Source organism: Pectobacterium carotovorum (assembly GCA_016415585.1).
In the GTDB taxonomy this organism is placed as follows: domain Bacteria; phylum Pseudomonadota; class Gammaproteobacteria; order Enterobacterales; family Enterobacteriaceae; genus Pectobacterium; species Pectobacterium carotovorum_K.
Window position 1 is genome coordinate 3567386 of the sequence record CP066552.1, and the last position, 26138, is coordinate 3593523.

Sequence of the window (26138 nt, forward strand, 5' to 3'; positions counted from 1 at the left end):
ATGTCAGCCACCCGCCGCCTGTTTTTTGCCTTATCACTGCCAGAAGCCACACAGCAAGAGATTATCCGCTGGCGTGCCGAACACTTCCCTCTGGAAGCGGGTCGTCCGGTCGCCTCCGCGAATCTTCATCTAACGCTGGCATTTTTGGGCGATGTCAGCGAGCAAAAAGCGCAGGTCTTGCAGACATTGGCGGGCCGCATCCATCAGCCCGCCTTTTCCCTTACGCTGAATGACGCTGGACACTGGCCGCGTCCCGGCGTGGTCTGGCTGGGCTGCCGTCGTGCACCGCGTGGGCTGTTACAGTTGGCGGAACTGCTGCGTTCTCAGGCCGCGCGCAACGGCTGCTATCAAACGGCCTTGCCGTTTCACCCACACATTACGCTATTACGTGGCGCGACCCGCCCCGTTGCGATTCCCCCCGCCACCTTTAGCTGGCAGGTCGACATGACGCACTTTTCACTTTACGAGTCACTTTTCGATAATGGTAAAACCCGCTATCAGCAGTTGGAAAGCTGGTCATTTATTAAATAAGTAGTCGAGTGGATAAACAAAAAACAGGATACACATGGACTATACCCCACGCTTACAACCCGCCCGGTTGATTAAACGTTACAAACGTTTTTTGGCCGATGTCGTAACCCCAGAAGGCGAGGAACTCACGCTGCACTGTGCCAATACCGGTGCGATGACAGGTTGTGCCACGCCCGGCGATACCGTCTGGTACTCAACGTCCGATAACCCTAAGCGTAAGTATCCACACAGCTGGGAACTGACTGAAACACAACAAAATCACTGGATTTGTGTCAATACTCTGCGTGCCAACACATTATTGTACGAAGCCTTATTGGAAAATCGTATAGAGGAGCTGGCGGGCTACCCAGTCGTAAAAACAGAAGTGAAATACGGTATGGAAAATAGCCGAGTTGACCTGCTTTTACAGGCGCAGGGCAAGATTGACTGCTATATTGAGGTGAAATCTGTCACATTATTGCAACATGAATGTGGTTACTTTCCCGATGCGGTTACCCTCAGAGGGCAGAAGCATCTGCGTGAACTGCAACAGATGGTTTCCAATGGAAAGCGAGCAGTGCTCTTTTTCGCCGTGCTCCATTCAGGCATCCAGCAGGTTTCTCCCGCCCAGCATATTGATTCACGCTATGCGGAATTATTTATTGAAGCACAACAGACAGGGGTTGAAATTTTATGTTACGGCTCCACATTATGCCCTGACGGTATTAAATTGACACACAAGCTACCGTTGTTGGAATGAAGTAAAAGCATGTCATAACATGCCAACTCAAAGATGAAAGGAATCATTTATTCTTATGGGGTTATTAAGGCACTGTTTAGCATTTAATACTTATGCTTGTGTAAGCAGATTACTCCTCACACTTATATCAGGCCGGTGTCAGGAAGCATTGCCAACCCCATCTCCATCTGCTATTTATAGCGGCCTGTTTTTTCCCCCTTTGGGGGTCGATATACCCAGATAGCTGAAGTTATGGCTAACAGCGCCGCAACTTCACTGCATAAAAGGGTATTATGCGTGTCGTGTTTATGTAGGAGAAGCAACATGCAAGAAGGGCAAAACCGTAAGACATCTTCTCTGAGCATTCTCGCAATTGCCGGAGTAGAGCCGTACCAGGAGAAGCCGGGCGAAGAGTATATGAACGACGCTCAGTTGGCTCATTTCAAGCGTATTCTTGAAGCATGGCGCAACCAACTCATGGATGAAGTGGATCGAACTGTATCGCATATGCGCGATGAAGCCGCTAATTTCCCCGATCCCGTGGATCGTGCTGCGCAGGAAGAAGAGTTCAGTCTCGAACTACGTAACCGTGACCGTGAGCGCAAACTGATCAAGAAAATCGCCAAAACTCTGGTGAAAATCGAAGATGAGGATTTCGGGTTCTGCGAATCCTGTGGCGTAGAGATTGGCATCCGCCGTCTGGAAGCACGTCCGACCGCCGATCTGTGTATCGACTGCAAAACACTGGCAGAGATACGCGAAAAGCAGATGGCAGGATAGTCTTCCCGCTCAGAATCGGCTCCTGCTACTCGCAGGGGCTGATTGCGGTTCATTTACCGCTGATAAGTTATGTTCATCACTCTGTCTTTTGTCTGGATAAAATACTGACGAGATAGCATCCACCATCTATGTTTGGAACTGTTTGTTTTACTGAAACCAATCGCTTTCCCGGAACCAATAGTTTTATTGAAACTAATAACTTTCCTGAAGCTAATCACACTACTGACACCGTTCGCTATGTCGGGCGTTTTGCCCCCTCTCCCTCTGGTGACCTGCATTTTGGCTCACTGATCGCCGCACTGGGTAGTTATCTGCAAGCTCGTTCCCAACAAGGGCGCTGGCTGGTACGTATTGAAGACATCGATCCGCCACGGGAAATTCCCGGCGCCGCCTCCCGTATCCTTGCACAATTAGACCATTACGGCCTTCACTGGGACGGTGACGTGATGTACCAGTCAAAGCGGCATGCGCGTTACCGCGAAATTATTCAGCAGCTTCAACAACAGGGCATGAGCTACTACTGCACCTGTACGCGTAGCCGTATTCAACAGTTGGGTGGGCACTATGACGGCTATTGTTGGACGCGTAATCTGCCGCCCGATAACGCCGCACTACGCCTGCGCCAGACAACGCCAGTATTTCGCTTTCACGATAAATTGCGTGGCGAGCTGTATGCCGACACGGCACTCGCGCAGGAAGATTTTATTATCCACCGCCGCGATGGGCTGTTTGCCTATAATCTGGCCGTCGTGATCGACGATAACGATCAGGGTATTACGGAGATCGTGCGCGGTGCCGATCTGATCGAACCGACAGTGCGGCAAATTTCGCTCTATCAGCAGTTGAGCTACGCGATTCCTACCTACGTTCATCTGCCGCTGGTGCTGAATACCGAGGGAAATAAGCTTTCCAAGCAGAATCATGCACCCGCGCTACCGAATAGCGATCCGCGTCCCGTGCTGCTGGCTGCACTGCAATTCTTGAACCAACCGCTGCCGGAGAACGGTCAGGATATGACGCTTTCCACCCTTCTGGCCTGGTCTGTCGCGCACTGGTCCCTTGATATTGTCCCGCTACAGGCGGCAATAAACCCATCCACGATCACATCGGCATTCTCAAAGGGGCATTGGTGAGCTATGATTAGCCGCTATTTTTAGTGACGCACTCTCTTTGGCCGTCACATTTGCAGGTCGTCACTGGGGCGACGTCAAAAACGTTTCCCAGAAATTTTTTGCTGTGCCGTTGATTTATCCATCACTATCGAGGTGTATTATCTTTTCCCGAGTTGCTAATTTTTGTCGTAAAGTACTGAATCGTGAGAACGAAATGGTCGAATCAGAGGAACCGCGTCAGCATCTGACCGTCATCCCGCGTGACCAACATACTATTTCACGCAGCGACATCAGCGATAACGCGCTGAAAGTACTTTATCGCCTGAACAAAGCGGGCTACGAGGCTTATCTGGTTGGCGGCGGCGTACGCGATCTGCTACTGGGCAAAAAGCCGAAGGATTTTGATATCACCACTAACGCTACGCCCGATCAGGTGCGCAAGCTATTCCGCAACTGCCGTTTGGTTGGGCGTCGTTTCCGTCTCGCCCATATCATGTTCGGGCCAGAGGTGATTGAAGTTGCCACGTTCCGTGGTCACCACGAGCAGCATCAAGAACAGCAGGAAACCAAGAATTCCTCTCAGCAGGCTCAAAGCGGCATGCTGTTACGCGACAATATTTTTGGCTCAGTTGAAGAAGACGCCCAACGCCGCGATTTCTCGATCAATAGCCTCTATTACAGCATTTCTGATTTCAGCGTACGTGACTACACCGATGGCCTGAACGATCTGCGTCAGGGTATCATTCGCATGATTGGCGACCCTGAAACACGCTACCGTGAAGACCCAGTGCGCATGCTGCGTGCCGTCCGTTTTGCCGCTAAGCTGAACATGACGGTCAGCCCGGAAACCGCTGAGCCGATTCCTCGTCTGGCCTCATTGCTGCACGATATCCCTGCGGCACGCATGTTTGAAGAGTCGCTGAAGCTGCTTCAGTCAGGCTATGGCTACCCGACCTATAAAATGCTGTGTGAATACCAGCTGTTCCAGCCGCTTTTCCCGATGCTGAGTCGCTATTTCACACCAAACGGCGATTCCACGCTGGAACGCATGGTTGCACAGGTGCTGAAAAATACCGATCAGCGTCTGCAAAATGACATGCGGGTCAATCCGGCGTTTTTGTTTTCCGCCATGCTGTGGTATCCGCTGATTGAACATGCGCAAAAATTGGCTCAAGAAAGCGGGCTGGCTTACTTCGATGCCTTCTCGCTAGCGATGAACGATGTACTGGATGAACAGTGCCGTTCTCTGGCGATCCCTAAACGCATTACTTCTTTAGTTCGTGATATCTGGCAGTTACAAACGCGACTGTCTCGCCGTCAAGGTAAACGCGCTTATAAGCTGATGGAACATCCTAAATTCCGCGCCGCGTATGACCTGCTTTGCCTGCGTGCCGAAATCGAAAACCATCAGGAGCTGCTGCGCCTGGCTCAGTGGTGGGGTGAATTCCAGGTTGCCGCACCGCCACGTCAGCAAAACATGCTGAAATCGCTGGATGACGGCCCGACGCCACATCGCCGTTCCCGCCCTCGTCGACCGCGTAAACCGACAACAGCACGTAGGGATCCAGCATAATGACGCGCGTGTATCTGGCGCTGGGCAGCAATCTTGCCCAGCCTTTGCAACAGGTGCGCGCGGCATTGTCTGCGCTAGATGCGATTCCACATACGCGCGTCGTTTGCTGCTCCTCATTTTATCGTAGCCGCCCGCTTGGCCCGCAGGATCAACCAGACTATCTCAACGCCGTCGTTGAACTGGAAACCGAGCTCGCCGCCGAGCCGCTGCTCGATCGCACACAGGCCATCGAGCTGGAACAAGGCCGAGAGCGTAAGGAACATCGCTGGGGGCCACGCACGTTAGATCTGGATATTCTGCTGTTCGGTGATGACGTCATTCAGACTGAACGACTGGCCGTGCCGCATTACGACATGAAGAACCGTGAATTCATGCTCTATCCGCTCGCGGAAATCGCCCCTGAACTGACGTTCCCCGACGGCGAAACACTCGCCCAGCGGTTAACTCATGTCGACCGCAACGGTCTGACCTTATGGGATAATAGAAAGTGGGATAATCAACGCTGAGATGACGAAAAGCTGACCGGAACAGCTGACCACTAATAATTCTCCCCATCTGCAACTTGAAGCGCGACGGGTATATCGCTACACGTCGGCTTACATTAGAATATCCCCCTCAATTCTTCGCCCTATTGACATAGGAAGACCGTCATGAAACCAACGACTATCTCCCACTTGCGCCAATGGAAACAAGAGCAGCGAAAATTCGCTACGATTACTGCTTACGACGCCAGTTTCTCTCGCCTATTTTTCGAGCAAGGGATCCGCATGATGCTGGTAGGTGACTCACTGGGAATGACCGTACAGGGTCACGATTCCACCTTGCCCGTGACCACAAACGATATTGTTTACCACACGCGGTGCGTCCGCCGTGGCGCACCGCTGGCGCTGGTTCTCTCCGACATGCCTTTTATGACCTATGCCACGCCAGAACAAACATTCAGCCAGGCCGCAGAACTGATGCGTGCCGGTGCGAATATGGTGAAGCTGGAAGGAGGAAGCTGGCTTGCCCCGACGGTAAAAATGCTGACCGAACGTGCCGTGCCGGTGTGCGGTCATCTGGGTCTGACGCCGCAGTCCGTTAACATCTTCGGCGGCTATAAAATTCAGGGCCGGAGCGAAAGCGATGCCAATCAACTGCTGGCCGATGCCCTTGCGCTTGAAGAAGCCGGAGCGCAACTGCTTGTGCTGGAATGCGTGCCTGTCGCGCTGGCGAAACGCGTAACGGAAGCGCTGTCGATTCCGGTGATCGGTATTGGCGCAGGCAACGTTACCGACGGACAAATTCTGGTCATGCATGATGCCTTCGGCATTACCGGCGACAACACGCCTAAGTTTGCCAAGAACTTCCTGGCACCCAGCGGGGGTGATATCCGCGCGGCAGTGCGTTTGTATACACAAGAAGTCGAACAGGGTATTTACCCGGCCGAAGAGCACTCGTTTCATTAAGAACAGTCATTTCATTAAAAAACGGGCATTCCGTTAATCGGGCTTATACCCTAAATAATTCGAGTTGCAGGACAAAAACGGCAAAGCGTTTTTGAACAGCGTTTGCGCTGACCCCGCAGGGGTGAGGCCATAAGGCCGAATAACGCGGCAAGAGAAAGAATCCCGATGAGCTTACTTGAGTAAGTGATTCGGGTGACTGACAAATCTGCCAGAGGCAGATTTGAACGCTGCTTGCAGCGGCCCCTACGGGGCGAGGTCCACGTAAGTGGGCCGAGTATCGTAGCCAACGCACATGCAGCTTGAAGGATGACGGGTATATTTTTAGGAGTACGAGTGTGTTAATAATCGAAACCCCTCTGCTGCTGCGCCGCGAAATCCGTCGCTGGCGTCAGGAAGGGAAACGCATTGCTTTAGTTCCTACCATGGGTAATTTGCATGACGGGCACATGACGCTGGTCGATGAAGCCAGAGCGCGTGCCGATATCGTTATTGTCAGCGTTTTTGTCAATCCTATGCAGTTTGAGCGGCCAGATGATTTAGCCCGCTACCCCCGGACGTTGCAGGAAGACTGCGAGAAATTGAATCGCCGCGGTGCCGATCTGGTTTTCGCACCAAGCCCAGATGTGATATACCCAAATGGACTAGAGTCGCAAACGTTTGTCGATGTGCCCGGCCTGTCTTCCCTATTGGAAGGTGCCAGCCGTCCCGGTCATTTCCGGGGCGTTGCGACCATCGTCAGCAAGTTGTTCAATCTGGTACAGCCGGATGTCGCCTGCTTCGGCGAGAAAGATTACCAGCAGCTAGCGCTGATTCGGCAGCTTGTCCGCGATATGGGCTATGACATTGATATTATTGGTGTCCCAATCGTGCGTGCAAAAGACGGTTTGGCATTGAGTTCACGTAATGGGTATCTCAGTGCGGAAGAACGCCAGCGGGCACCGCATGTTTATCAGGTGATGATGGACATGGCGACACAGTTGGACAACGGCGATCGTCAGATAGACACATTGCTGGAACAGGCGGCAGACAAGCTGCGTGAAGCGGGCTTTACGCCTGATGAACTGTTTATCCGCGATGCTGATACATTGCAACCGCTGAACGCGGCCAGCACACGAGCAGTGATTTTGATGGCTGCCTGGTTAGGCAAGGCCAGATTGATTGATAACCACCAGGTCGATTTGACTGTATGAACCGAGGTAACAAAGCGATGATACGTACCATGCTGCAAGGCAAGCTGCACCGGGTCAAAGTGACTCAGGCCGACTTGCATTATGAAGGCTCTTGCGCCATCGATCAGGATTTTATGGATGCCGCTGGCATTCTGGAATACGAAGCGATTGATATCTACAACGTTGATAACGGTCAGCGTTTCTCGACCTACGCCATTGCGGGCGAAAGAGGCTCACGTATTATCTCCGTGAACGGTGCCGCTGCTCGCCTTGCCTGCGTGGGCGACAAACTGATTATCTGCTCCTATGTGCAGATGTCCGACGAGCAGGCCAGAAGCCACAGCCCGAAGGTCGCCTATTTCTCTGGCGATAACGAGCTGCAACGTCAGGCAAAAGCGATTCCGGTTCAGGTCGCCTGATCGCTAAGCAAAAGGCGGTGTTACCACCGCCTTTTCATTTACAGAGTGTACACACTACGTCCGTAACCCGCGACCGCGCTCAATCAGCCACCAGACCAGCAGATAAAACACCACGATAAAGGCAATCAGCACCGACATTGTGAACAGCAACGGTACATCCTGAATCCCGAGGAAACCGTAGCGGAAGCCGCTGATCATGTACACCACCGGGTTCAGCTTGGAAACGGCCTGCCAGAACGACGGCAGCAGCGTCAGCGAGTAAAACACCCCACCCAGATAGGTCAGCGGCGTTAACACAAATGTCGGAATCAGGCTGATATCATCAAACGTTTTCGCAAAGACCGCATTCAATAAGCCCGCCAGCGAGAACAGCGTCGCCGTCAGCAACAGCGTCAGAACGATGATCCACCAGGCATGAACATGCAGCGGGACGAAAAACAGCGACACCGCCGTCACCAAAACCCCAACACACAGGCCACGCGCGATCCCGCCGCCAATGTAACCCGCAATAATCACATGGGTCGGAACAGGCGCGACCAGTAGTTCTTCAATATTGCGTTGAAATTTGGCGCTGAAAAAGGAAGAAGCCACGTTGGCATAGGCGTTGGTAATCACCGCCATCATGATCAGACCCGGCACGATAAACTGCATGTAGGTAAAACCATGCATTTCCCCAATACGTGAGCCGATCAGGTTGCCAAAAATAATGAAATACAGCGTCATGGTGATCACAGGCGGCACCAGCGTCTGAATCCAGATACGCCCAAATCGAGTGACTTCTTTCACCCAGATACTCTGTAGTGCTACCCAATACAAGTGCATCATGCCTTTTCTCCCTTACCGTTCGTCCCGTCCCCATTAACCAACGTGACAAACAGCTCTTCCAACCGGTTCGCTTTATTACGCATACTTAATATCGTTATCCCCTGTGCGCTTAGCTGGCTGAATAACGCGTTCAGACCTTGCTCGCGCATCACATCAACTTCCAGCGTTGACGTATCCATCAGGCGGAACGCATAGCCTTCAAGCTGTGGCAGCGGGCTTTTCGCCGCCAGATCGAAAATAAACGTTTCTGACTTAAGCTGAGCAAGAAGCTGCTTCATCGAGGTGTTCTCCACCAGCTCACCCCGCTGAATGATCCCAATGTTGCGACACAGCATTTCCGCTTCTTCCAGATAGTGCGTCGTCAGGATAATCGTGGTACCCTGCGCGTTCAGTTCTTTCAAAAAACCCCACATGGAACGACGTAATTCGATATCCACGCCCGCAGTCGGTTCATCAAGAATCAGCAGCTTAGGCTCATGCATTAACGCACGCGCAATCATCAGGCGGCGCTTCATCCCGCCGGACAACATCATCGCTTTTTCGTTACGTTTCTCCCACAGATCCAGCTGTTTCAGGTATTTTTCGGCACGCTGCAACGCGTCCTGACGTTTCACGCCATAATAGCCAGCCTGATTAACCACAATCTGTAATACCGTTTCAAAGGGATTGAAGTTAAATTCCTGCGGGACCAACCCCAGTTGGCGTTTCGCATTCACTTTGTCCAGCTCAAGGTCATAGCCGAAGACGCGAACTTTACCGGCCGTTTTATTCACCAGCGAGCTGATAATCCCAATCGTGGTCGATTTTCCCGCGCCATTTGGCCCCAGAAGCGCATAGAAATCCCCCGCTTCCACGTTCAGGTCGATCCCCCGTAGCGCTTTGACGCCTCCCGAATAGGTTTTGGTTAGTTGCGCCAGTTCCAGTGCATATGTCATAAGAAATGGATTGCCTTATTATCAGTGAGTTCTACAGATTCAAAGTGTGACAAATATATACTCTAAATAATTCAAGTTTCAGGACAAAACGTTAACGTTTTGAACAACGCGAAGCGTTAGCCCTTTAGGGCGATGCTCAACCATGAGCATCGTAACGCGGCAAGAGAAGGACAAATTCGTCGGGAACGAATTTGACCAGCCAACGGCTGGCCTCCGGTGAGAGACAGGATGTCTCTCATTTCATCCCGATGAGCTTACTCAAGTAAGTGATTCGGGTGAGTGAACGCAGCCAACGCACATGCAACTTGAAGTATGACGAGTATAAACTATCGTTTTTCAAACGACGCATGTTGCCTTATATTACTCCTCACTGCCCCTTGTTTGTTACAGGTCATTTACTTTCATGAAAGAAATTGAAACGCTCATCGCGAACAACCAGCTTTGGTCTAAAACGATGGTGGAAGAGGATCCTGGCTATTTTGAACGTCTGGCGCAGGCACAACGACCCCGTTTTCTATGGATTGGATGCTCGGACAGTCGCGTACCTGCGGAAAGTCTGACCAGCCTTGAGCCTGGTGAACTGTTTGTTCACCGTAACGTCGCCAATCTGGTTATTCACACCGACCTCAATTGCCTGTCTGTCGTGCAATATGCCGTCGAAGTTCTCGAAGTCGAACATATCATTATCTGCGGCCACTACGGCTGCGGTGGTGTTCAGGCTGCGGTGGAAAACCCGGAATTGGGTTTGATTAACAACTGGCTGCTGCATATCCGTGATTTGTGGTACAAGCATAGTTCGCTGCTGGGGGAATTGCCTCCCGAACAGCGGCTGAATACGCTCTGTGAAATCAACGTTGTCGAGCAGGTTTATAATCTCGGCCACTCCACCATCATGCAGTCCGCCTGGAAGCGTGGGCAGAAAGTCACGATCCACGGTTGGGTTTACGGTATTCAGGATGGCCGTCTGCGCGATCTGGAAGTGACTGCGACCAACCGGGAGACGCTGGAACAGCGTTATCGCCGCGCGATTTCTACCCTGTCTTGATTCGCTGCCTGACGCCCACTCGCTGGGCGTCGCTCACGGCATCGGCCTTATCTGATACGCTATTCCTGTGGAACAACCTTGCCGACGTAAGGTAAGTGGCGATAGTGTTGGGCATAGTCGATGCCGTAACCCACAACGAACTCATCGGGGATCGAGAACCCAACCCACTCGACTTTCACCGCCACTTCACGGCGCTCCGGTTTGTCCAGCAGCGTACAGATCGCCAGCGATTTCGGCGCACGCAGTTGCAGAATTTCCCGCACTTTGCTCAGCGTATTGCCCGAGTCGATAATATCTTCCACGATCAACACGTCTTTGCCGCGAATATCTTCATCCAGATCTTTCAGGATCTTAACATCGCGCGTACTGTTCATACCGCTGCCATAGCTGGATGCCGTCATGAAATCCACTTCGTGAGGGACATCAATCGCCCGGCATAAATCGGCCATAAAGATAAACGATCCGCGCAATAACCCCACCAGCACCATATCGCTGCCGCTATCACGGTAGTGTTCGCTGATCTGTTGCCCCAGTTCGGTAACCCGCGCCATCACTTCCTGCTCAGAAATCATGACTTCCACGGTATGTTTCATCATACTGATAACTCTTTGAAGTAAGGTATTCAGCACCATCGGCAAAATGACAGATTCATTATCGATGATGCGCCAATGCTGACGTTTGAATCAGCCCGGGCAATGCCCAAGCGCGCGAAGTATATCAGAAACCACACCATGAAGGAGACACCATGAGCACACCACCAGTGGATGTTTGCTACAAAGTGAATGCCCCGCTTTCCAGTCAGCAGTTCATTGAGCTGTTGGCGAAAACCTCATTGGGGCCGCGCCGCCCGCTGGACGACGAAGTGGCAATTGCCGGTATGCTTAAGCACGCCAACCTGCTGGTTTCCGCCTGGCAAGGGGAGACACTGGTTGGGATCGCGCGCAGCGTGACGGATTTTCATTTTTGCTGTTATCTGTCCGATCTGGCGGTATCAGAGGACTGTCAGCATGCGGGAATAGGCAAGAAACTGATTCAACAAACCGCTCAGCAGCTTGAAAAAGGCTGCAAAATCATTTTGCTGGCCGCGCCGCTGGCGGTGGATTACTACCCGAAATTAGGGTTTGAAAAACACAACAGCACGTGGCTCATGCCAGCGGCAGACCTGCACGAGGCATAATCATTTCGTTTCAGGGCCGTCAGCCGGACCGCTGGCGGCGGGTAAAGCAGGATACAAGACTGGCGGATCCGTCTTAATGCTTAAACGCACCTGCTGTCCCGGTTCAAACCAGTTGCCAGTCTGCACCAGCAGCATCAGTTCTCCCATCTTCACCCGATACAAGTTTGATGTGCCCATAAATAGCCTATCTTCGATCGACGCCGGACCATCGGGATCGAGCGCCAGCGCCACGTCTGCCGGGCGCACCATCCAGTCGCATTGTGAATCCATCGGCTGATTGAGTGGATGTGTCGCCTGATGATCGCCCAATGGGCTTTGCCACTGATGGTCACTCATAATTTTCACAGGCAAATAGTTCGTATTCCCCATAAAATCAGCCACAAAGCGGCTATTCGGGCGATGGTACAGCTCGGATGGGTAGCCCTGCTGCATAATTTTCCCTTCATCCAGCAGAATCAGGTGATCGGCGCAGGCAAAGGCTTCCTCTCTGCTGTGCGTAGCGAAAACCGCCGCGACATGGCGCTGTTTGAGAACCTGCCGTAATTCGGTGATCAAGCGGTAACGGGTCTGGCTGTCCAGACCTGGGAAGGGTTCATCCAGCAACAGCAGTTTCGGCTCACAGGCTAGCGCGCGGGCAATCGCCAAACACTGTTGCTGTTCATTCGATAGCTCGTGTGGATAGCGTGCGGCGACATCATCCAGTTGCAAGAGCGTCAGCATCTCCGCACAGATTGGCTTCACCTCGCTTTCCGGGCGGCCATATAAGCCAAACGCAATGTTGCCTTCCACCGTGAGATGCGGAAAGAGCGCATAGTCCTGAAAAATCAGGCCAACCTGACGCGGCTCAGGCAGGACGTACTCTTGCGGTGAGCTGACGGGTTCACCCTCCAGCAAGATCTTGCCCTGAGTAATCGGCAGCAGGCCAGCGATCACCTGTAATAGCGCCGTTTTACCGCAGCCGTTTTTACCTAGTAGGCAAATCGTTTCATCATCGCGCACGGCAAATGAGATGTTCTCCAACACGGGGGACTGCTGTAGCGTACAACTTACCGCCTGAACGCTCAGAATATCTATCGACGCGGCCATGTCATTATCCTTTTATATTCAGTGCGCGATTCAGCCAGAAAACAGGGATTAGCCCTACCGCCACCAGCACCAGCGCAGGAAAGGCAAATGACGCAATCTGCTCACTCGCCGTAAAGCGAAAAACATACGTTGCCAACGTATCAATCCCGAAAGGGCGCAGCAGCAGCGAAACATTCAGCTCTTTCATGCTTTCCGTGAAAATCAGCAGCGCCCCGATAAACAGGCTGCGGCGCAACAGAGGAATATGCACGCGTGACCAGCGGCTGAGGGGAGACGCGCCCAGTACAAGGCTCGCGCTGTCCAGCGAACGCGGGATGGCTTCCATACTGCGCTCAAGGCTGTCCAGCATCAGACGCCCAAATTTAACGCTATAGGCGAGGATGAGAATAAACAGCGATCCCGCCAGCAAAGCCTCCGCGGGAGGTAACCCCGCCGCGCTGGCAAACAGATTAATTCCGCTGTCCACTAGCGACAGCAGGGTAAACAGTCCGACAGCCAGCACCGCGCCGGGCAAAGCAAAACTCAGGCTGACTAACCTAACCGGCGTCTGATTGGCAAATACCCCGGCCGTGCGCGTGTAGAAGATAAACGACAGCGCCATCAGCGTAATGATGGCTGTCGCAATGGCCGACGCCAACAGGCTATTCGTTACCGCGTGGAGGAACGCCATATCCCACACCGACAGCATGTGTCGGAGGGCCAAAAAGAGTAGATACAGCAGCGGGAACAGAAAAGACAGACAAACGATTCCCCAGCAGTAACTGCGAACCACCTTGCTGCGCCACCCGCTCAACACAGGCGGAACCACCTGAGAAGGATTCGCTTGAGCTTGATAAATTCTCTGCTTGCGACGCCAGAAATTAACCAGAAACATCAAGAGGAAGATCGCAGGTAAAATCAACACGCCAACGCGTGCTGCCGCGCCGAGATCGCCCTGCTTCTGCCAAATATCCAGCACCTGTGTTGTCAGGGTTGGGGTATCAAGATAAGACGCCGCACCATAATCGCCCAGAGTCTCGACCACCACTAGCGCACCGCCGCAGGCAATCGCAGGCCGTGCAATAGGTAAACATAAGCGGCGGAATACCTGAGCGCGCGTCTGATTCAGTAAACGTGCCGAATGGATAAGGCTGGCTGGCTGTTTCACCAGCGCTTCGCGCACTAACAGGTAAATATAGGGATAGAGCACCAGCGCCAGCACCAAACTTATGCAGCCCAGCGCAACGGGTAGCCCAACAACGTGGGATTTTCCCCACGATGGGGCTATCTGCCACCCGCCTTCCTGCAACAACTGGGACAGATGCCGTAACACATCAGTATAAAGGTAGGCGAGCAGGAACGCGGGCATCGCGAGCGGCAGGCAAAGCGCCCATTGCAGTACGCGATGACCGGGAAAACGGTACATAGCGATAAACCAGGCGGAAGGCAATCCAAACAGTAGGCTGAAGAACAGCGTGCCAACCACGATGACCGCTGAATGTATCAGGTAGGTGGGTAACCCAATTTGCCACAGTTGGGTAAATCCCATCCCATCGGCAAAAAAAGCCTGATAAAAAACCGTTGCTAAAGGAAGCAGCAACAGTCCCGCCAACAACCAACTACTGACGCGCCAGACACCGGAGATCATAGAATAAAAACTGTATTAGATGAGATCGCTGTTATTAATAACAGAGGCTGACGGCGGCGTCATCGTATCAAACAGCGATAAATAGGCTCTAATCTTGCGATTAACCTGAGGCGATTGCCATCACCGACCGTCACTAAAATAAAAATCAACCATTTCAATAGATTGCATTTATTGGTTTTCCACCTTTTCACCATTCGTTTTTTATCGCAACCCCTAAATAATTCGAGTTGCAGGCAGGCGGCGACACAGCGAATCCTCAGGAGCTTACATCAGTAAGTGACTGGGGTAAGCGAGGAAAGCCAACGCACATGCAGCTTGAAGAATGACGGGGATATCAGATGTTTCCCGTAAGAAAACTTGGAACCTCATGGGATATCTGTGATAACGTCATCTGACAACATTTGGAACAGGTTCAACCATGAAAAACTCTGCGCTGGCTCTGCTCCTGCTAAGCCTGATGAGCTTCTCTTCCGCCAGCAAGGCGCTGAATGAATTTGAAGCGGAAGATCTGGCCGATCTGACCGCGATCTTTGTTTATCTGAAAAACCACTGTGGCTATCAAGATCTGCCGAATGAACAGATTCGTCGGACACTGGTCGCATTTGCTCAGCAAAACCGCTGGGATCTCAGCAATTACAGCGCTTACGATATGACAGCGATGGGTGAAGACAGCTATCGCGATCTGAGTAAAATCGCTATCCCGACGCCAAAGAAATGCCAGTCTCTGGCGCGTAATTCGCTCGGTTTGCTCTCCTACGCACAGTAGTTCTCTTCCACCTCCGCGCTGACTGAAATTTGACCGTGCAAGCGGCAAAAGAGTCGGCTATGATGGCGCGCCAATTTTCATGGCTGTTATCGCGGAGGAAGCCCTAACATGTCCCAGAAAGAAATTTGGTATGAAACCCTACATGCCAACTTTGGCCAGTACTTTTCGGTTGATCGTGTGCTGTATCACGAGAAGACCGATCATCAAGATCTCATCATCTTTGAAAACGACGCATTAGGCCGCGTGATGGCGCTTGACGGCGTGGTGCAAACCACCGAGCGCGATGAATTCATCTATCACGAAATGCTCACCCACGTTCCTCTTCTGTCACACGGCAATGCTAAACGCGTCCTGATTATCGGTGGCGGCGATGGCGGTATGCTGCGGGAAGTCAGCCGACACCGCGGCGTCGAACATATCACGATGGTAGAAATTGATGCGGGCGTGGTGGAATTTTGTCGCCAGTATCTGCCCAATCACAGCGCCGGTAGCTATGACGACCCGCGTTTTAATCTGGTGATTGATGACGGCGTTAACTTCGTCAGACAGTGCAGCGACAAGTTTGACGTCATTATTTCCGATTGCACCGACCCCATCGGCCCCGGCGAAAGCTTGTTCACCTCCGATTTCTATCAGGGCTGCGCCCGTTGCCTGAACGAAGGCGGGATTTTCGTCGCTCAGAATGGCGTGTGTTTCCTGCAACAGGATGAAGCCGTCGGCAGCCATAAAAAACTCAGCCACTATTTCAACGATGTCAGCTTTTATCAGGCGGCGATCCCGACGTATTACGGCGGCATTATGACGTTCGCCTGGGCCAGCAATAACCCGGCGCTGCGTCAGATAGACACCGCCACGCTGCGCCAGCGTTTTGCGCACTCTGGTATCACCTGTCGCTATTACACACCAAATGTTCACATCGGCAGTTTTGCCCTGCCACAGTATCTGCTGAGCGCGTTACAGAATGCGCAATAGCCCATCACTTAGGGTAACCACACAACCACAAGGGGGTGACGTAAATTGCACAAGCTGAAACTACACGGCTTTAACAACCTGACGAAAAGCCTGAGTTTTTGTATCTACGATATCTGTTACACCAAAACGGCCGACGATCGCGATGGTTATATCGCCTATATCGACGAACAATATAACGCTAACCGTTTAACAGAAATCCTCACTGAAACCTGCTCCATTATCGGTGCCAACGTCCTTAACATCGCGCGTCAGGACTATGACCCACAAGGTGCCAGCGTGACCATTCTGGTCAGCGAAGAGCCCATCGATCCACGAGATGTCGATACCTCAGAACATCCCGGACCACTGCCCAATTCTGTCGTCGCGCATCTGGATAAAAGCCATATCTGCGTTCATACCTACCCAGAAAGCCACCCAGAAGGCGGGCTGTGCACCTTCCGTGCGGATATCGAAGTGTCTACCTGTGGCGTAATTTCACCGCTGAAGGCGCTGAACTACCTGATCCACCAGCTTGAATCCGATATTGTGACCATCGACTATCGCGTGCGGGGATTTACCCGTGATGTCAACGGCATAAAACATTTCATCGATCATCAGATCAATTCAGTTCAGAACTTCATGTCCGAGGACATGAAAGCGCTCTATCACATGATGGACGTGAACGTGTATCAGGAAAATATTTTTCATACCAAGATGTTATTGAAGGATTTCGACCTGAAACACTACCTGTTCAACGTCAGCCCTGAAGCACTCAGCGCAGCTGAACGGAAAAGAATCACCGATCTGCTGTATCACGAAATGCAGGAAATCTATTACGGCAGAAACCTGCCAGTTCTGTAATCAATACATATCCCTTCACAGGGTTGTCTCTTAGTCACATTTTTTATGCCGACTAAGAGACGGTTTCGTGCGCGATGATGCCGTCATTTTCATGCAACCCCGTAGCACGCGCCCGACGCAGGGCGCTCAGTCGCCGCCGCCCTGCGAACCTAGGCTTCCGGCTAAATTATGCCGCTACGCGGTGCCATCGGTGTTCATGCCCCCTTCGAGCCGCCAACGCGGCACTGGCTTTCGCGGCATCCATGCCGCTCACTCGGTGTTCACGTTCACCGCTGCATAATTTTTACGCCGGATAAGGACAAAGCCCATGATGACTCCCTGTATTAATGTATAAGGCACAGCGCCTGAGGAGGGTTGAGGTGTAGCGCGCTCATATATTTTTCATTTCGTCGCACACTATTTCGTCAAAAATGATGTGCGTCACATTTATTTATTTCTGCATTTTTTACTTGCATTCTCTTCCCAGCCTTGCTGCATCTGGGTTTGTGTCAATTGGTATAAGTCCAACTAAAAATCATATATCTTGTGTGGTTGAAATTTAAAATACCTACATCTAGTATTTCTTGTGTAGCCCTCGCGTAACAGGTCGCTACCCAGCGGATCGGTTCGGGCAAACATGCCCTGAAGATAGCCGCTCCAACATACTTCTTTCACGCCAAAGGGTAAATACGAATCATGCGTATTACTATTTTCACTAAGCCAGATTGTGTTCAATGCAACGCCACATGCCGTGCGCTGGACAAGCAAGGAATTAACTATCAACTGGTGGACTTAACTGAAGATGAACAGGCGTTACAGCAGGTAAGAGCGTTGGGCTATCAACAGGTGCCCGTCGTGATGACCGCCGACGATCATTGGAGCGGCTTCCGCCCAGATAAGATCAGTACTCTGAACGCCGCCCTGCAATTGCAGTAAGGGGGGCAATATGAACCCGCTGGTCTATTTCTCCAGCCAGTCGGAAAACACGCATCGCTTCATTTCTCGGGTTGGCTTGCCAGCCCTGAGAATCCCGATAGCGACAGAACAGCCTGCATTGAAAGTTGATCGCCCCTATATTCTGGTTGTCCCCAGCTACGGCGGAGGCAGCACGAAAGGGGCTGTGCCGCGTCAGGTCATCATCTTTCTCAACGATCCGCACAATCGCGCTTACTTGCGCGGCGTGATTGCCGCAGGCAATACCAATTTCGGTGCAGCGTACTGCATCGCTGGCGACATCATTGCGCAGAAATGTCAGGTGCCTTACCTGTACCGCTTTGAATTGCTCGGCACGGCAGAAGACGTTGCAAATGTGCGTAAGGGAGTAACTGAATTTTGGCAACAACAGACCATGTGAGTGCAAAGGCAACCAAAGCCGAAGCGGATGCCCACTCGCTCGATTACCATACACTCGACTACCATGCGCTGAACGCGATGCTCAACCTCTACGACGCAGAGGGGAATATCCAGTTCGAGATGGATAAACTCGCGGCACGCCGTTATTTCCTGCAGCATGTGAACCAGAACACCGTGTTCTTCCACAATCTGGAAGAAAAGCTGCGTTATCTGGTGGAAGAAGGCTACTACGAAGCGGACGTGCTGGATCAGTATCATTTCGATTTCATCAAAAGCCTTTTCCAGCAGGCTTACGCTCACAAGTTCCGCTTTCAAACCTTTCTGGGTGCGTTCAAATACTACACTGGCTATACGCTGAAAACCTTTGATGGCAAACGCTATCTGGAGCGCTACGAAGATCGTGTCTGCCTTGTGGCGCTGACCCTCGCTAAAGGGGATACCGCACTCGCTAGCGCACTGGTCGATGAGATCATTAGCGGACGCTTCCAACCCGCCACTCCCACATTCCTCAATTGCGGTAAAAAGCAGCGCGGCGAGCTGGTCTCCTGCTTCCTGCTGCGCATTGAAGACAATATGGAATCGATTGGTCGCGCGATTAATTCCGCGCTTCAGCTCTCAAAACGCGGCGGCGGCGTGGCCTTCATGCTCAGCAACATCCGCGAAACCGGTGCGCCGATCAAACGTATCGAAAACCAGTCGTCCGGCATCATCCCGATCATGAAAATGCTGGAGGATGCGTTCTCCTACGCTAACCAGCTTGGTGCGCGTCAGGGCGCAGGGGCGGTCTACCTCAATGCGCATCACCCGGATATTCTGCGTTTTCTGGATACCAAGCGGGAAAATGCCGATGAAAAAATCCGCATCAAAACGCTGTCTTTAGGTGTGGTCATCCCCGATATCACATTCCAGTTGGCGAAGAATAATCAGGTGATGTACCTGTTCTCACCTTATGATGTCGAACAGGTTTATGGCGTGCCGCTGTCGGAAATTAGTGTCACCGAAAAATACCATGAGATGGTAAACGACAAGCGCATCCGTAAATCCCAAATTAAGGCGCGCGAATTCTTCCAGATCCTCGCTGAAATCCAGTTCGAGTCCGGTTATCCCTACATGATGTTTGAGGATACGGTGAATCGTGCGAACCCGATTCACGGCCGTATCAATATGAGTAACCTGTGCTCTGAGATTTTGCAGGTCAACGAGGCCAGCCTGTACGACGACGATCTTGGCTACAGCCACATTGGCAAAGACATCTCCTGTAACCTCGGTTCAATGAATATCGCCAACGCGATGGCCTCGCCCGATTTCGGTCAGACAGTTGAAATGGCGATCCGCGCGCTGACCGCCGTTTCCGATATGAGCCACATCAGCTCCGTGCCATCCATCGAAAAAGGCAATGACCAATCGCATGCGATTGGCTTAGGCCAGATGAACCTGCACGGCTATCTGGCGAAAGAGCGTATTTTTTACGGCACAGAAGAAGCTGTTGATTTCACCAATATCTATTTCTACACCGTCGCCTTCCACGCAATTCGGGCATCGAATGCGCTGGCAATAGAGCGGAATCAGCGCTTCTCAGGCTTTGAACTCTCCAAATACGCCACGGGCGAGTATTTTGATAAATACATTGAGCAACGCTGGGAACCCACAACAGCACGCGCACGTGAGCTGTTTGAACAATCTGGCATCCACATTCCCACTCAGCAGGACTGGGCGGCACTGCGCGAATCTGTTATTGCGCACGGCATTTACAACCAGAATCTGCAGGCGGTTCCGCCAACCGGTTCGATTTCATATATCAACCACTCGACATCCAGCATTCACCCGATTGTGTCACGTATCGAAATTCGCAAAGAGGGCAAGATCGGTCGCGTCTACTACCCTGCCCCTTATATGAACAATGACAATCTGGAGTATTACCAGGATGCCTATGAAATCGGGCCACAGAAGATTATCGACACCTATGCCGCCGCAACGCAGCATGTCGATCAGGGGCTGTCGCTGACGCTGTTTTTCCGCGATACCGCCACCACGCGCGACATTAATAAAGCGCAGATCTACGCCTGGACCAAAGGCATTAAGACTATTTATTACATTCGCATACGGCAGATGGCGCTGGAAGGCACCGAAGTTCAGGGCTGTGTGTCCTGTGCGCTATAAGCCATCGCGGAAGGAAATCGAAGCATGACCGCACTCACTCGCGTCCAGGCGATTAACTGGAACAAAATTGAAGATGACAAAGATTTGGAAGTCTGGAACCGGCTGACGTCTAACTTCTGGCTGCCGGAAAAAGTGCCGCTTTCTAACGATATTCCGTCATGGGGTACACTGAATGCCCGCGAGCGTCAGTTGACGATCCGTGTGTTCACCGGCCTAACACTGTTAGATACCATCCAAAATACGCTTGGCGCACCGACGCTCATGCCCGATGCAGTGACGCCACATGAAGAAGCCGTACTGTCTAACATCAGCTTTATGGAAGCGGTACATGCCCGCTCATACAGCTCTATTTTCTCGACGCTGTGTCTGACCAGCGAAGTTGATGATGCGTATCGCTGGAGCGAAGAGAATACGGCGCTACAGAAGAAGTCCGACATTATTCTGTCGCACTACCGCAGTGACGATCCGCTGATGAAGAAAGTCGCCAGCGTGTTTCTGGAATCATTCCTGTTCTACTCTGGATTCTATCTGCCAATGTACTGGTCAAGCCGCGCCAAACTGACCAACACAGCGGATTTGATCCGACTGATCATCCGCGACGAAGCGGTACACGGCTACTATATTGGCTACAAATTCCAGCGCGGGTTAGCGAAGGCCGATCCCGCTCATCAGCAGCAGGTGAAAAATTTCGCCTACGATCTGCTACAGGATTTGTATGACAATGAGGTGTTGTATACGCAGGAACTCTATGACGGCGTCGGTTGGACGGAAGACGTGAAGAAATTCCTCCACTACAACGCGAACAAAGCGCTGATGAATTTGGGTTATGAAGCGCTGTTCCCCGCCAGCATGACGGATGTGAATCCCGCAATTCTCTCGGCGCTATCGCCAAACGCGGATGAGAACCACGACTTCTTCTCTGGCTCAGGCTCATCTTATGTGATCGGTAAAGCCGTCAACACCGAAGACGAAGACTGGGACTTCTAAAAAAACGGCCATCGAGTTCTGGGTGGCCATATTTTTTTTCTACAGCCCTTTTTCTACAGGGCAAGAAATGAAAAAACCCTGAACCATTGCTGATTCAGGGCTTTCATATAAGTGGCGGAACGGACGGGGCTCGAACCCGCGACCCCCTGCGTGACAGGCAGGTATTCTAACCAACTGAACTACCGCTCCACTCGTGCTCACTGAGCGGGATGAATACTAAGATGATGGCACTATTACGTCAATGCTTTTTATAACTAACCGTTTCTGTTTGCTTATAATTTCATCTTACTGACTATTCTCTCACCCGCAGTGCGATCAACCGATTCTTTTTACTGCGCAAAGGACGATATTACGGCGGTGCTATTCAGCCCGCCACAGGCAACTACCGCCTTTTTTAGCAATCAGATCCAGACGTTGTTCATGCGCTAACAGCTCTGCCTCATCAGCGTAAAGCACCTTTAACGCCGATTGAGGACGGACGATTCTCTGGATCGTTTCGGTATTATCACTCTTCTGCTGCGCTTCACCTTCCATCGAAAAAGCCAGAGAAGTTTGACCGCCAGTCATCGCCAGATAAACTTCTGCCAAAATCTCGGCATCGAGCAATGCGCCGTGCAGCGTACGCTTACTGTTATCTATCAGGTAGCGATCGCAGAGTGCATCCAAACTGTTACGCTTGCCGGGAAAGATCTTCCGCGCCATAAACAGGCTATCAGTGATCTTACAGAACGTTTCGGTCTTGGGTATATCACGATTCAGCAATCGGAATTCGTAATCCATAAAGCCGATGTCAAACGTCGCGTTATGAATGACTAACTCCGCGCCACGGATAAAATCGAGGAAGTCATCCACGACATCCGCATACGTCGGTTTATCAGCCAGAAACTCATCGCTGATACCATGTATATTATAGGCTTCTGGATCCACTAAACGATCGGGTTTGATGTAGACATGGAAATGACGACCAGTCAGGCGCCGGTTAATCACTTCGACCGCACCGATCTCGATAATTTTATGCCCTTCGTAGTGAACCCCCAGCTTATTCATACCGGTGGTTTCTGTATCCAGGACGATTTGTCGCGTAATTTCAGTGCTCATCGTTTTCGTTTTATGTCAGACTTGCCGTTTTTACCATAAGGAAGAGTCTACCAGAGATGCGCAAACAGGTAGAAATTTTCACCGACGGATCTTGCCTCGGTAATCCCGGCCCCGGTGGCTATGGCGCCCTGCTGCGCTACAAGCAGCACGAAAAAGCGTTAAGTGCAGGTTATCGTCTTACGACGAATAACAGAATGGAGCTGATGGCTGCAATTGCAGCACTTGAAACACTGACTACCGCGTGCGATGTGGTGCTCTGCACTGACAGCCAATATGTTCGGCAGGGGATAACCAGTTGGATTCATAACTGGAAAAAACGTGGCTGGAAAACCGCCGACAAAAAGCCCGTCAAAAACGTCGATCTCTGGCAAAAACTGGATGCCGCGATTCAACACCACTCCGTGCAATGGGAATGGGTAAAAGGACACGCTGGGCATCCGGAAAACGAGCGCTGCGATGAACTCGCTCGCGCAGCCGCAAGTGCACCAACGCTTGATGACACCGGTTATCAGGCTGAGTAAATCACCGTAGGCCTCCGCCTCATCTCCGATATATCTTTGTTGCGCCCACCGTGCGGCGCACTGATGCTTTGCGCAACCTCGCCCTCATCGGCGTAAACGTCAGCGGAATGGTGCGCTTCCGGGCAATAATCAGCGTCAGGCATCCCAGCATCGGAATATGTTTATTCAACTTCCCTTTGTTTCTTCGCCATGGTGTAACGTGAAAATGGGTCTGATCGATAACCTCATAGTTCAATAGCCCCAGCCAGTCCGTAATACGCATTTGAGTAAACATGCGGCTGCAATAAGGGTGTTTTTTATTGAGTCTGGGGATCAATTTACCCAGACCAACCAGACTGATCGGGTTAAACGTGCTCAGAATTAGCCAACCATCATCGATCAAGACACGATCAACCTCCCGCAGAATACGATGCGGGTCCGATGAATAAGACAGTGTTTGAGCGAGCAAGCAGGCATCGATCGACTTTTCAGAGAACGGTAATTGATGAGCATCTGCTATAATCTGAAGGTTATCACCGTGTGGAGCAACATTAACCTGATGCGCAATCGCACACTCTGTTACATGGATTTCCGCGCTTAGCGCTCCTACCTTGATAAGATGAAAACCAAAGAGTTTTGGCCACCATGGCAACAAAGCCAGTTCAATCGACTCGCGATAAAATTGCCCGCAGGTGATATCATCCCACGAATCAGGTGCAACAATGGTCTGAGGGGTTCGTGCCAATTTCATCTTCTGTTCTCGTCCTCAGGCTGCTAGAAAAAAGAGGTGATGAATGAATCTTATCAGTATCCCCGCACTTCAGGACAACTACATTTGGCTATTGAGCAATAAAGAAAATCGCTGTGTGATCGTCGATCCTGGTGAAGCGCCCCCAGTGCTTAATGCGCTCGATCAACACGCACTTTTTCCCGAAGCAATCTTGCTCACTCACCATCATAACGACCATATAGGAGGTGTAGGTGAGCTCCTCAGACATTACCCTAATCTGCCTGTTTTTGGTCCAAAAGAAACCGCTAAATGCGGCGCAACCTACCTGGTGGAAGAAGGAAATACCGTCTCTTTGTTAAATTCGGAATTTTCTGTAATTGAGGTGCCGGGGCACACATCTGGTCATATTGCCTACTATAATGTGCCATTTTTATTCTGTGGCGACACACTTTTTTCAGCGGGATGCGGACGTATTTTTGAAGGTACACCAAAACAAATGTATGAATCCATTCAAAAAATATCACAATTTCCTGATAACACAGTGGTGTGCTGTGCTCATGAATACACACTCTCAAACTTAAAATTTTCTAATGCTATTTGGCCTGAAGATCCAGAAATTGAATCTTATCTCCATAAAATCAGTCAGATACGAGAAAAATCTCAGTCTAGCTTACCTACTACATTAGGGCTGGAGAGAAGAATCAACCTATTTCTCCGCTGTCATGAAATTGATTTAAAAAGGAAATTATCAAAGGAACCTGAAAATATAGAGAATTGGCAAGTTTTTGAGATGCTACGTAGCAAGAAAGACTGCTTCTGAAGGTTTAGGTTGTGCTATTCGTCTAATCAAAGTATCCTTGCTCGTCTTTTAAGCAACTATTGACCAACATATGAAGGCTAAAGCGATGATTATCGCCTCAGTCTTGCTGGCGGGTTGTCAGGTCTCACCACATGACACCTCGCAACCTAAACAGCATGCACAGAGTTTGTCTTCGGCAAGTCAAAGTGAAGCAGGAAAGTACACAGATGGCCGAGAGGCCTCCGCGCGATGGTTAGATGACGATAGCCTCGCGCAACGAGATCTGTGGAACTTCATTGGCGACGAGCTGAAGATGGAGGTTCCGGAAAACGCCCGGATCCGCGAGCAAAAAACGCGTTATTTGAAAAATAAGAGCTATCTCCACGATGTAACATTACGGGCAGAGCCGTACATGTACTGGATAGTCGAGCAGATTAAGCAACGTAAAATGCCGATGGAACTGGTACTGCTACCCATAGTGGAGAGCGCTTTTGATCCAAGTGCCACATCATCCGCCAATGCCGCTGGGCTATGGCAGATTATCCCTGGCACAGGACGCAATTATGGTTTGAAACAAAACCAGTGGTACGACGGACGTCGCGATGTGATTGCGTCTACGACGGCTGCGCTGGATATGATGCAACGGCTCAACACAATGTTTGATGGTGACTGGTTATTGACGGTTGCTGCATATAACAGTGGAGAAGGTCGCGTCATGCAGGCGATAAAAGCAAATAAAGCGAAAGGGAAATCAACCAGCTTCTGGGCACTGGCGTTACCGCGAGAAACGTCAATCTATGTCCCCAAAATGCTGGCCTTGAGCGATATTCTTAAAAACAGCAAGAAGTATGGCGTAAGTCTATCGCAGCCCAATGAAAGCCGTGCATTAGCAAAGGTTGAACTGGGTCAGCAGATAGAATTGACACAAGCGGCTGAGATGGCTGGACTGTCGTTGAATAAGCTGAAGAGCTATAACTCGGGCTATAAGCGTAATGTTACCGCACCAAATGGGCCACATTACATCATGGTTCCTAAAGCTCACGTTGAGCAGTTGAAAGATTCACTGGCTGATGGTGACATCGCAGCGATTCAACCGACACGGTTAGCGGAAACGCAGCCAATGCCAGCATCACTGCAGTATAAGGTACGCTCAGGTGATACCTTATCAGCCATTGCGGCACGGCTTAATGTCAGCACGAAAGATTTGCAGAGTTGGAACAATCTGCGTAGCGCTGGTGCGCTCAAGGTTGGTCAAACGTTGCAAGTTGCCAAAGCGTCAGGCAATAGTAGCTCAATCACCTATCAAGTTCGGAAAGGTGATTCGCTGGCAAGCATTGCTAAACGCCATGGCGTAAATATCGCTGATGTAATGCGCTGGAATACAGTTATCAACAAGAATGCCAACATTCAGCCAGGTGATCGTCTGACGCTTTATGTTAGCAGCAACATAAAACCTGATTCTTAACGTGATATCAGAATCAGTAACGAGAAACAGCCTTCCACAGATGT

The 26138-nt window shown here is 51.2% G+C and carries 28 protein-coding genes and 1 tRNA gene; 21 read left to right on the forward strand and 8 right to left on the reverse strand.

What is annotated here, in order from left to right:
- From thpR to panD, 9 genes are all read left to right on the forward strand, one after another.
- Window positions 1-531 (forward strand): RNA 2',3'-cyclic phosphodiesterase, encoded by a 531-nt coding sequence (gene thpR / locus JFY74_15910; protein ID QQG27558.1) that lies wholly within the window; start codon window positions 1-3, stop codon window positions 529-531.
- A 34-nt stretch (window positions 532-565) separates the two neighbouring features.
- Window positions 566-1270: a DNA/RNA nuclease SfsA gene (gene sfsA / locus JFY74_15915; GenBank protein QQG27559.1), complete on the forward strand. Its 705-nt coding sequence runs from the start codon at window positions 566-568 to the stop codon at window positions 1268-1270.
- Window positions 1271-1573: 303 nt separating this feature from the next.
- Window positions 1574-2029, forward strand: a complete 456-nt coding sequence (gene dksA / locus JFY74_15920; GenBank protein QQG27560.1) for an RNA polymerase-binding protein DksA — start codon at window positions 1574-1576, stop codon at window positions 2027-2029.
- A 185-nt stretch (window positions 2030-2214) separates the two neighbouring features.
- On the forward strand, window positions 2215-3162 hold the full coding sequence (gluQRS, locus tag JFY74_15925; protein ID QQG30561.1) for a tRNA glutamyl-Q(34) synthetase GluQRS: 948 nt from the start codon (window positions 2215-2217) through the stop codon (window positions 3160-3162).
- Between the two features lie 112 nt (window positions 3163-3274).
- A complete protein-coding gene (gene pcnB / locus JFY74_15930; protein ID QQG30562.1) occupies window positions 3275-4714 on the forward strand; it encodes a polynucleotide adenylyltransferase PcnB in 1440 nt (479 codons plus the stop codon).
- Window positions 4714-5220 (forward strand): 2-amino-4-hydroxy-6-hydroxymethyldihydropteridine diphosphokinase, encoded by a 507-nt coding sequence (folK, locus tag JFY74_15935; protein ID QQG27561.1) that lies wholly within the window; start codon window positions 4714-4716, stop codon window positions 5218-5220. The genes pcnB and folK overlap by 1 nt, the downstream gene beginning before the upstream one ends.
- Window positions 5221-5364: 144 nt before the next feature.
- Window positions 5365-6162 (forward strand): 3-methyl-2-oxobutanoate hydroxymethyltransferase, encoded by a 798-nt coding sequence (panB, locus tag JFY74_15940; GenBank protein QQG27562.1) that lies wholly within the window; start codon window positions 5365-5367, stop codon window positions 6160-6162.
- A gap of 335 nt (window positions 6163-6497) precedes the next feature.
- On the forward strand, window positions 6498-7352 hold the full coding sequence (gene panC, locus JFY74_15945) for a pantoate--beta-alanine ligase (protein ID QQG27563.1): 855 nt from the start codon (window positions 6498-6500) through the stop codon (window positions 7350-7352).
- 17 nt (window positions 7353-7369) lie between these two features.
- Window positions 7370-7750 carry an aspartate 1-decarboxylase gene (panD, locus tag JFY74_15950; GenBank protein QQG27564.1) on the forward strand — a complete coding sequence of 127 codons (381 nt, stop codon included), beginning with the start codon at window positions 7370-7372 and terminating at the stop codon, window positions 7748-7750.
- A gap of 54 nt (window positions 7751-7804) precedes the next feature.
- Here panD and JFY74_15955 read toward each other — a convergent pair whose 3' ends face one another.
- Window positions 7805-8575 (reverse strand): ABC transporter permease, encoded by a 771-nt coding sequence (locus tag JFY74_15955; protein QQG27565.1) that lies wholly within the window; start codon window positions 8573-8575, stop codon window positions 7805-7807.
- Window positions 8572-9510 carry an ABC transporter ATP-binding protein gene (locus JFY74_15960; GenBank protein QQG27566.1) on the reverse strand — a complete coding sequence of 313 codons (939 nt, stop codon included), beginning with the start codon at window positions 9508-9510 and terminating at the stop codon, window positions 8572-8574. The genes JFY74_15955 and JFY74_15960 overlap by 4 nt, the downstream gene beginning before the upstream one ends.
- A 403-nt stretch (window positions 9511-9913) precedes the next feature.
- Here JFY74_15960 and can point away from each other — a divergent pair, with 403 nt between their 5' ends.
- Entirely contained in the window at window positions 9914-10555 is a 642-nt protein-coding gene (gene can, locus JFY74_15965; protein ID QQG27567.1) for a carbonate dehydratase, read from the forward strand.
- Between the two features lie 59 nt (window positions 10556-10614).
- On the opposite strand, the gene hpt is transcribed toward can, so the two are convergent.
- Window positions 10615-11148 carry a hypoxanthine phosphoribosyltransferase gene (gene hpt / locus JFY74_15970; GenBank protein QQG30563.1) on the reverse strand — a complete coding sequence of 178 codons (534 nt, stop codon included), beginning with the start codon at window positions 11146-11148 and terminating at the stop codon, window positions 10615-10617.
- Between the two features lie 152 nt (window positions 11149-11300).
- On the opposite strand from hpt, the gene JFY74_15975 reads away from it, so the two are divergent.
- Window positions 11301-11732, forward strand: a complete 432-nt coding sequence (locus tag JFY74_15975; protein ID QQG27568.1) for a GNAT family N-acetyltransferase — start codon at window positions 11301-11303, stop codon at window positions 11730-11732.
- Here the strand turns inward: JFY74_15975 and JFY74_15980 are convergent, their stop codons facing one another.
- Together JFY74_15980 and JFY74_15985 are read right to left on the reverse strand one after the other, a co-directional pair.
- Window positions 11733-12818, reverse strand: a complete 1086-nt coding sequence (locus JFY74_15980) for an ABC transporter ATP-binding protein (protein ID QQG27569.1) — start codon at window positions 12816-12818, stop codon at window positions 11733-11735.
- A 4-nt stretch (window positions 12819-12822) separates the two neighbouring features.
- Window positions 12823-14445 carry an iron ABC transporter permease gene (locus JFY74_15985; protein ID QQG27570.1) on the reverse strand — a complete coding sequence of 541 codons (1623 nt, stop codon included), beginning with the start codon at window positions 14443-14445 and terminating at the stop codon, window positions 12823-12825.
- Between the two features lie 418 nt (window positions 14446-14863).
- On the opposite strand from JFY74_15985, the gene JFY74_15990 reads away from it, so the two are divergent.
- The 7 genes from JFY74_15990 (at window position 14864) to nrdF (ending at window position 21502) form a co-directional block, all read left to right on the forward strand.
- Complete coding sequence (locus tag JFY74_15990; protein ID QQG27571.1) at window positions 14864-15211, forward strand: YacC family pilotin-like protein; 348 nt, start codon at window positions 14864-14866, stop codon at window positions 15209-15211.
- Window positions 15212-15319: 108 nt separating this feature from the next.
- The gene (gene speE, locus JFY74_15995) at window positions 15320-16183 is read left to right on the forward strand and encodes a polyamine aminopropyltransferase (protein QQG27572.1); all 864 of its coding nucleotides are present in this window, start codon (window positions 15320-15322) and stop codon (window positions 16181-16183) included.
- 45 nt (window positions 16184-16228) lie between these two features.
- Complete coding sequence (speD, locus tag JFY74_16000; protein QQG27573.1) at window positions 16229-17023, forward strand: adenosylmethionine decarboxylase; 795 nt, start codon at window positions 16229-16231, stop codon at window positions 17021-17023.
- Between the two features lie 675 nt (window positions 17024-17698).
- A complete protein-coding gene (gene nrdH, locus JFY74_16005; GenBank protein QQG27574.1) occupies window positions 17699-17938 on the forward strand; it encodes a glutaredoxin-like protein NrdH in 240 nt (79 codons plus the stop codon).
- Between the two features lie 10 nt (window positions 17939-17948).
- Complete coding sequence (gene nrdI, locus JFY74_16010; GenBank protein QQG27575.1) at window positions 17949-18356, forward strand: class Ib ribonucleoside-diphosphate reductase assembly flavoprotein NrdI; 408 nt, start codon at window positions 17949-17951, stop codon at window positions 18354-18356.
- Entirely contained in the window at window positions 18353-20515 is a 2163-nt protein-coding gene (nrdE, locus tag JFY74_16015; GenBank protein ID QQG30564.1) for a class 1b ribonucleoside-diphosphate reductase subunit alpha, read from the forward strand. Before nrdI ends, nrdE begins: the two co-directional genes overlap by 4 nt.
- Window positions 20516-20539: 24 nt before the next feature.
- Entirely contained in the window at window positions 20540-21502 is a 963-nt protein-coding gene (gene nrdF / locus JFY74_16020) for a class 1b ribonucleoside-diphosphate reductase subunit beta (protein ID QQG27576.1), read from the forward strand.
- Window positions 21503-21614: 112 nt separating this feature from the next.
- Here nrdF and JFY74_16025 read toward each other — a convergent pair.
- A tRNA-Asp gene (locus JFY74_16025) sits at window positions 21615-21691 on the reverse strand.
- 171 nt (window positions 21692-21862) lie between these two features.
- On the reverse strand, window positions 21863-22600 hold the full coding sequence (gene dnaQ / locus JFY74_16030; protein ID QQG27577.1) for a DNA polymerase III subunit epsilon: 738 nt from the start codon (window positions 22598-22600) through the stop codon (window positions 21863-21865).
- Window positions 22601-22656: 56 nt separating this feature from the next.
- Between dnaQ and rnhA the strand changes: the two genes are divergently transcribed.
- Window positions 22657-23121, forward strand: coding sequence for a ribonuclease HI (gene rnhA, locus JFY74_16035; protein ID QQG27578.1), 465 nt, complete (start codon window positions 22657-22659; stop codon window positions 23119-23121).
- Between the two features lie 19 nt (window positions 23122-23140).
- On the opposite strand, the gene JFY74_16040 is transcribed toward rnhA, so the two are convergent.
- Complete coding sequence (locus tag JFY74_16040; GenBank protein ID QQG27579.1) at window positions 23141-23851, reverse strand: class I SAM-dependent methyltransferase; 711 nt, start codon at window positions 23849-23851, stop codon at window positions 23141-23143.
- A gap of 43 nt (window positions 23852-23894) precedes the next feature.
- Here JFY74_16040 and gloB point away from each other — a divergent pair, with 43 nt between their 5' ends.
- On the forward strand, window positions 23895-24650 hold the full coding sequence (gene gloB, locus JFY74_16045) for a hydroxyacylglutathione hydrolase (protein ID QQG27580.1): 756 nt from the start codon (window positions 23895-23897) through the stop codon (window positions 24648-24650).
- Between the two features lie 70 nt (window positions 24651-24720).
- Window positions 24721-26094 (forward strand): murein transglycosylase D, encoded by a 1374-nt coding sequence (mltD, locus tag JFY74_16050; protein QQG27581.1) that lies wholly within the window; start codon window positions 24721-24723, stop codon window positions 26092-26094.
- Window positions 26095-26138 lie beyond the last annotated feature (44 nt).

What these genes read in the sequence shown, in the direction of transcription:
- sfsA (QQG27559.1), top strand. Translation starts at nt 566, where the DNA reads ATGGACTATACCCCACGCTTACAACCCGCCCGGTTGATTAAACGTTAC.
- dksA (QQG27560.1), top strand. Translation starts at nt 1,574, where the DNA reads ATGCAAGAAGGGCAAAACCGTAAGACATCTTCTCTGAGCATTCTCGCA.
- nrdF (QQG27576.1), top strand. Translation starts at nt 20,540, where the DNA reads ATGACCGCACTCACTCGCGTCCAGGCGATTAACTGGAACAAAATTGAA.
- rnhA (QQG27578.1), top strand. Translation starts at nt 22,657, where the DNA reads ATGCGCAAACAGGTAGAAATTTTCACCGACGGATCTTGCCTCGGTAAT.
- panD (QQG27564.1), top strand. Translation starts at nt 7,370, where the DNA reads ATGATACGTACCATGCTGCAAGGCAAGCTGCACCGGGTCAAAGTGACT.
- speE (QQG27572.1), top strand. Translation starts at nt 15,320, where the DNA reads ATGTCCCAGAAAGAAATTTGGTATGAAACCCTACATGCCAACTTTGGC.
- mltD (QQG27581.1), top strand. Translation starts at nt 24,721, where the DNA reads ATGAAGGCTAAAGCGATGATTATCGCCTCAGTCTTGCTGGCGGGTTGT.
- nrdI (QQG27575.1), top strand. Translation starts at nt 17,949, where the DNA reads ATGAACCCGCTGGTCTATTTCTCCAGCCAGTCGGAAAACACGCATCGC.
- thpR (QQG27558.1), top strand. Translation starts at nt 1, where the DNA reads ATGTCAGCCACCCGCCGCCTGTTTTTTGCCTTATCACTGCCAGAAGCC.
- panB (QQG27562.1), top strand. Translation starts at nt 5,365, where the DNA reads ATGAAACCAACGACTATCTCCCACTTGCGCCAATGGAAACAAGAGCAG.
- JFY74_15975 (QQG27568.1), top strand. Translation starts at nt 11,301, where the DNA reads ATGAGCACACCACCAGTGGATGTTTGCTACAAAGTGAATGCCCCGCTT.
- JFY74_16040 (QQG27579.1), bottom strand. Translation starts at nt 23,851, where the DNA reads ATGAAATTGGCACGAACCCCTCAGACCATTGTTGCACCTGATTCGTGG.
- dnaQ (QQG27577.1), bottom strand. Translation starts at nt 22,600, where the DNA reads ATGAGCACTGAAATTACGCGACAAATCGTCCTGGATACAGAAACCACC.
- folK (QQG27561.1), top strand. Translation starts at nt 4,714, where the DNA reads ATGACGCGCGTGTATCTGGCGCTGGGCAGCAATCTTGCCCAGCCTTTG.
- hpt (QQG30563.1), bottom strand. Translation starts at nt 11,148, where the DNA reads ATGAAACATACCGTGGAAGTCATGATTTCTGAGCAGGAAGTGATGGCG.
- JFY74_15955 (QQG27565.1), bottom strand. Translation starts at nt 8,575, where the DNA reads ATGATGCACTTGTATTGGGTAGCACTACAGAGTATCTGGGTGAAAGAA.
- JFY74_15980 (QQG27569.1), bottom strand. Translation starts at nt 12,818, where the DNA reads ATGGCCGCGTCGATAGATATTCTGAGCGTTCAGGCGGTAAGTTGTACG.
- JFY74_15960 (QQG27566.1), bottom strand. Translation starts at nt 9,510, where the DNA reads ATGACATATGCACTGGAACTGGCGCAACTAACCAAAACCTATTCGGGA.
- nrdH (QQG27574.1), top strand. Translation starts at nt 17,699, where the DNA reads ATGCGTATTACTATTTTCACTAAGCCAGATTGTGTTCAATGCAACGCC.
- JFY74_15990 (QQG27571.1), top strand. Translation starts at nt 14,864, where the DNA reads ATGAAAAACTCTGCGCTGGCTCTGCTCCTGCTAAGCCTGATGAGCTTC.
- can (QQG27567.1), top strand. Translation starts at nt 9,914, where the DNA reads ATGAAAGAAATTGAAACGCTCATCGCGAACAACCAGCTTTGGTCTAAA.
- JFY74_15985 (QQG27570.1), bottom strand. Translation starts at nt 14,445, where the DNA reads ATGATCTCCGGTGTCTGGCGCGTCAGTAGTTGGTTGTTGGCGGGACTG.
- gloB (QQG27580.1), top strand. Translation starts at nt 23,895, where the DNA reads ATGAATCTTATCAGTATCCCCGCACTTCAGGACAACTACATTTGGCTA.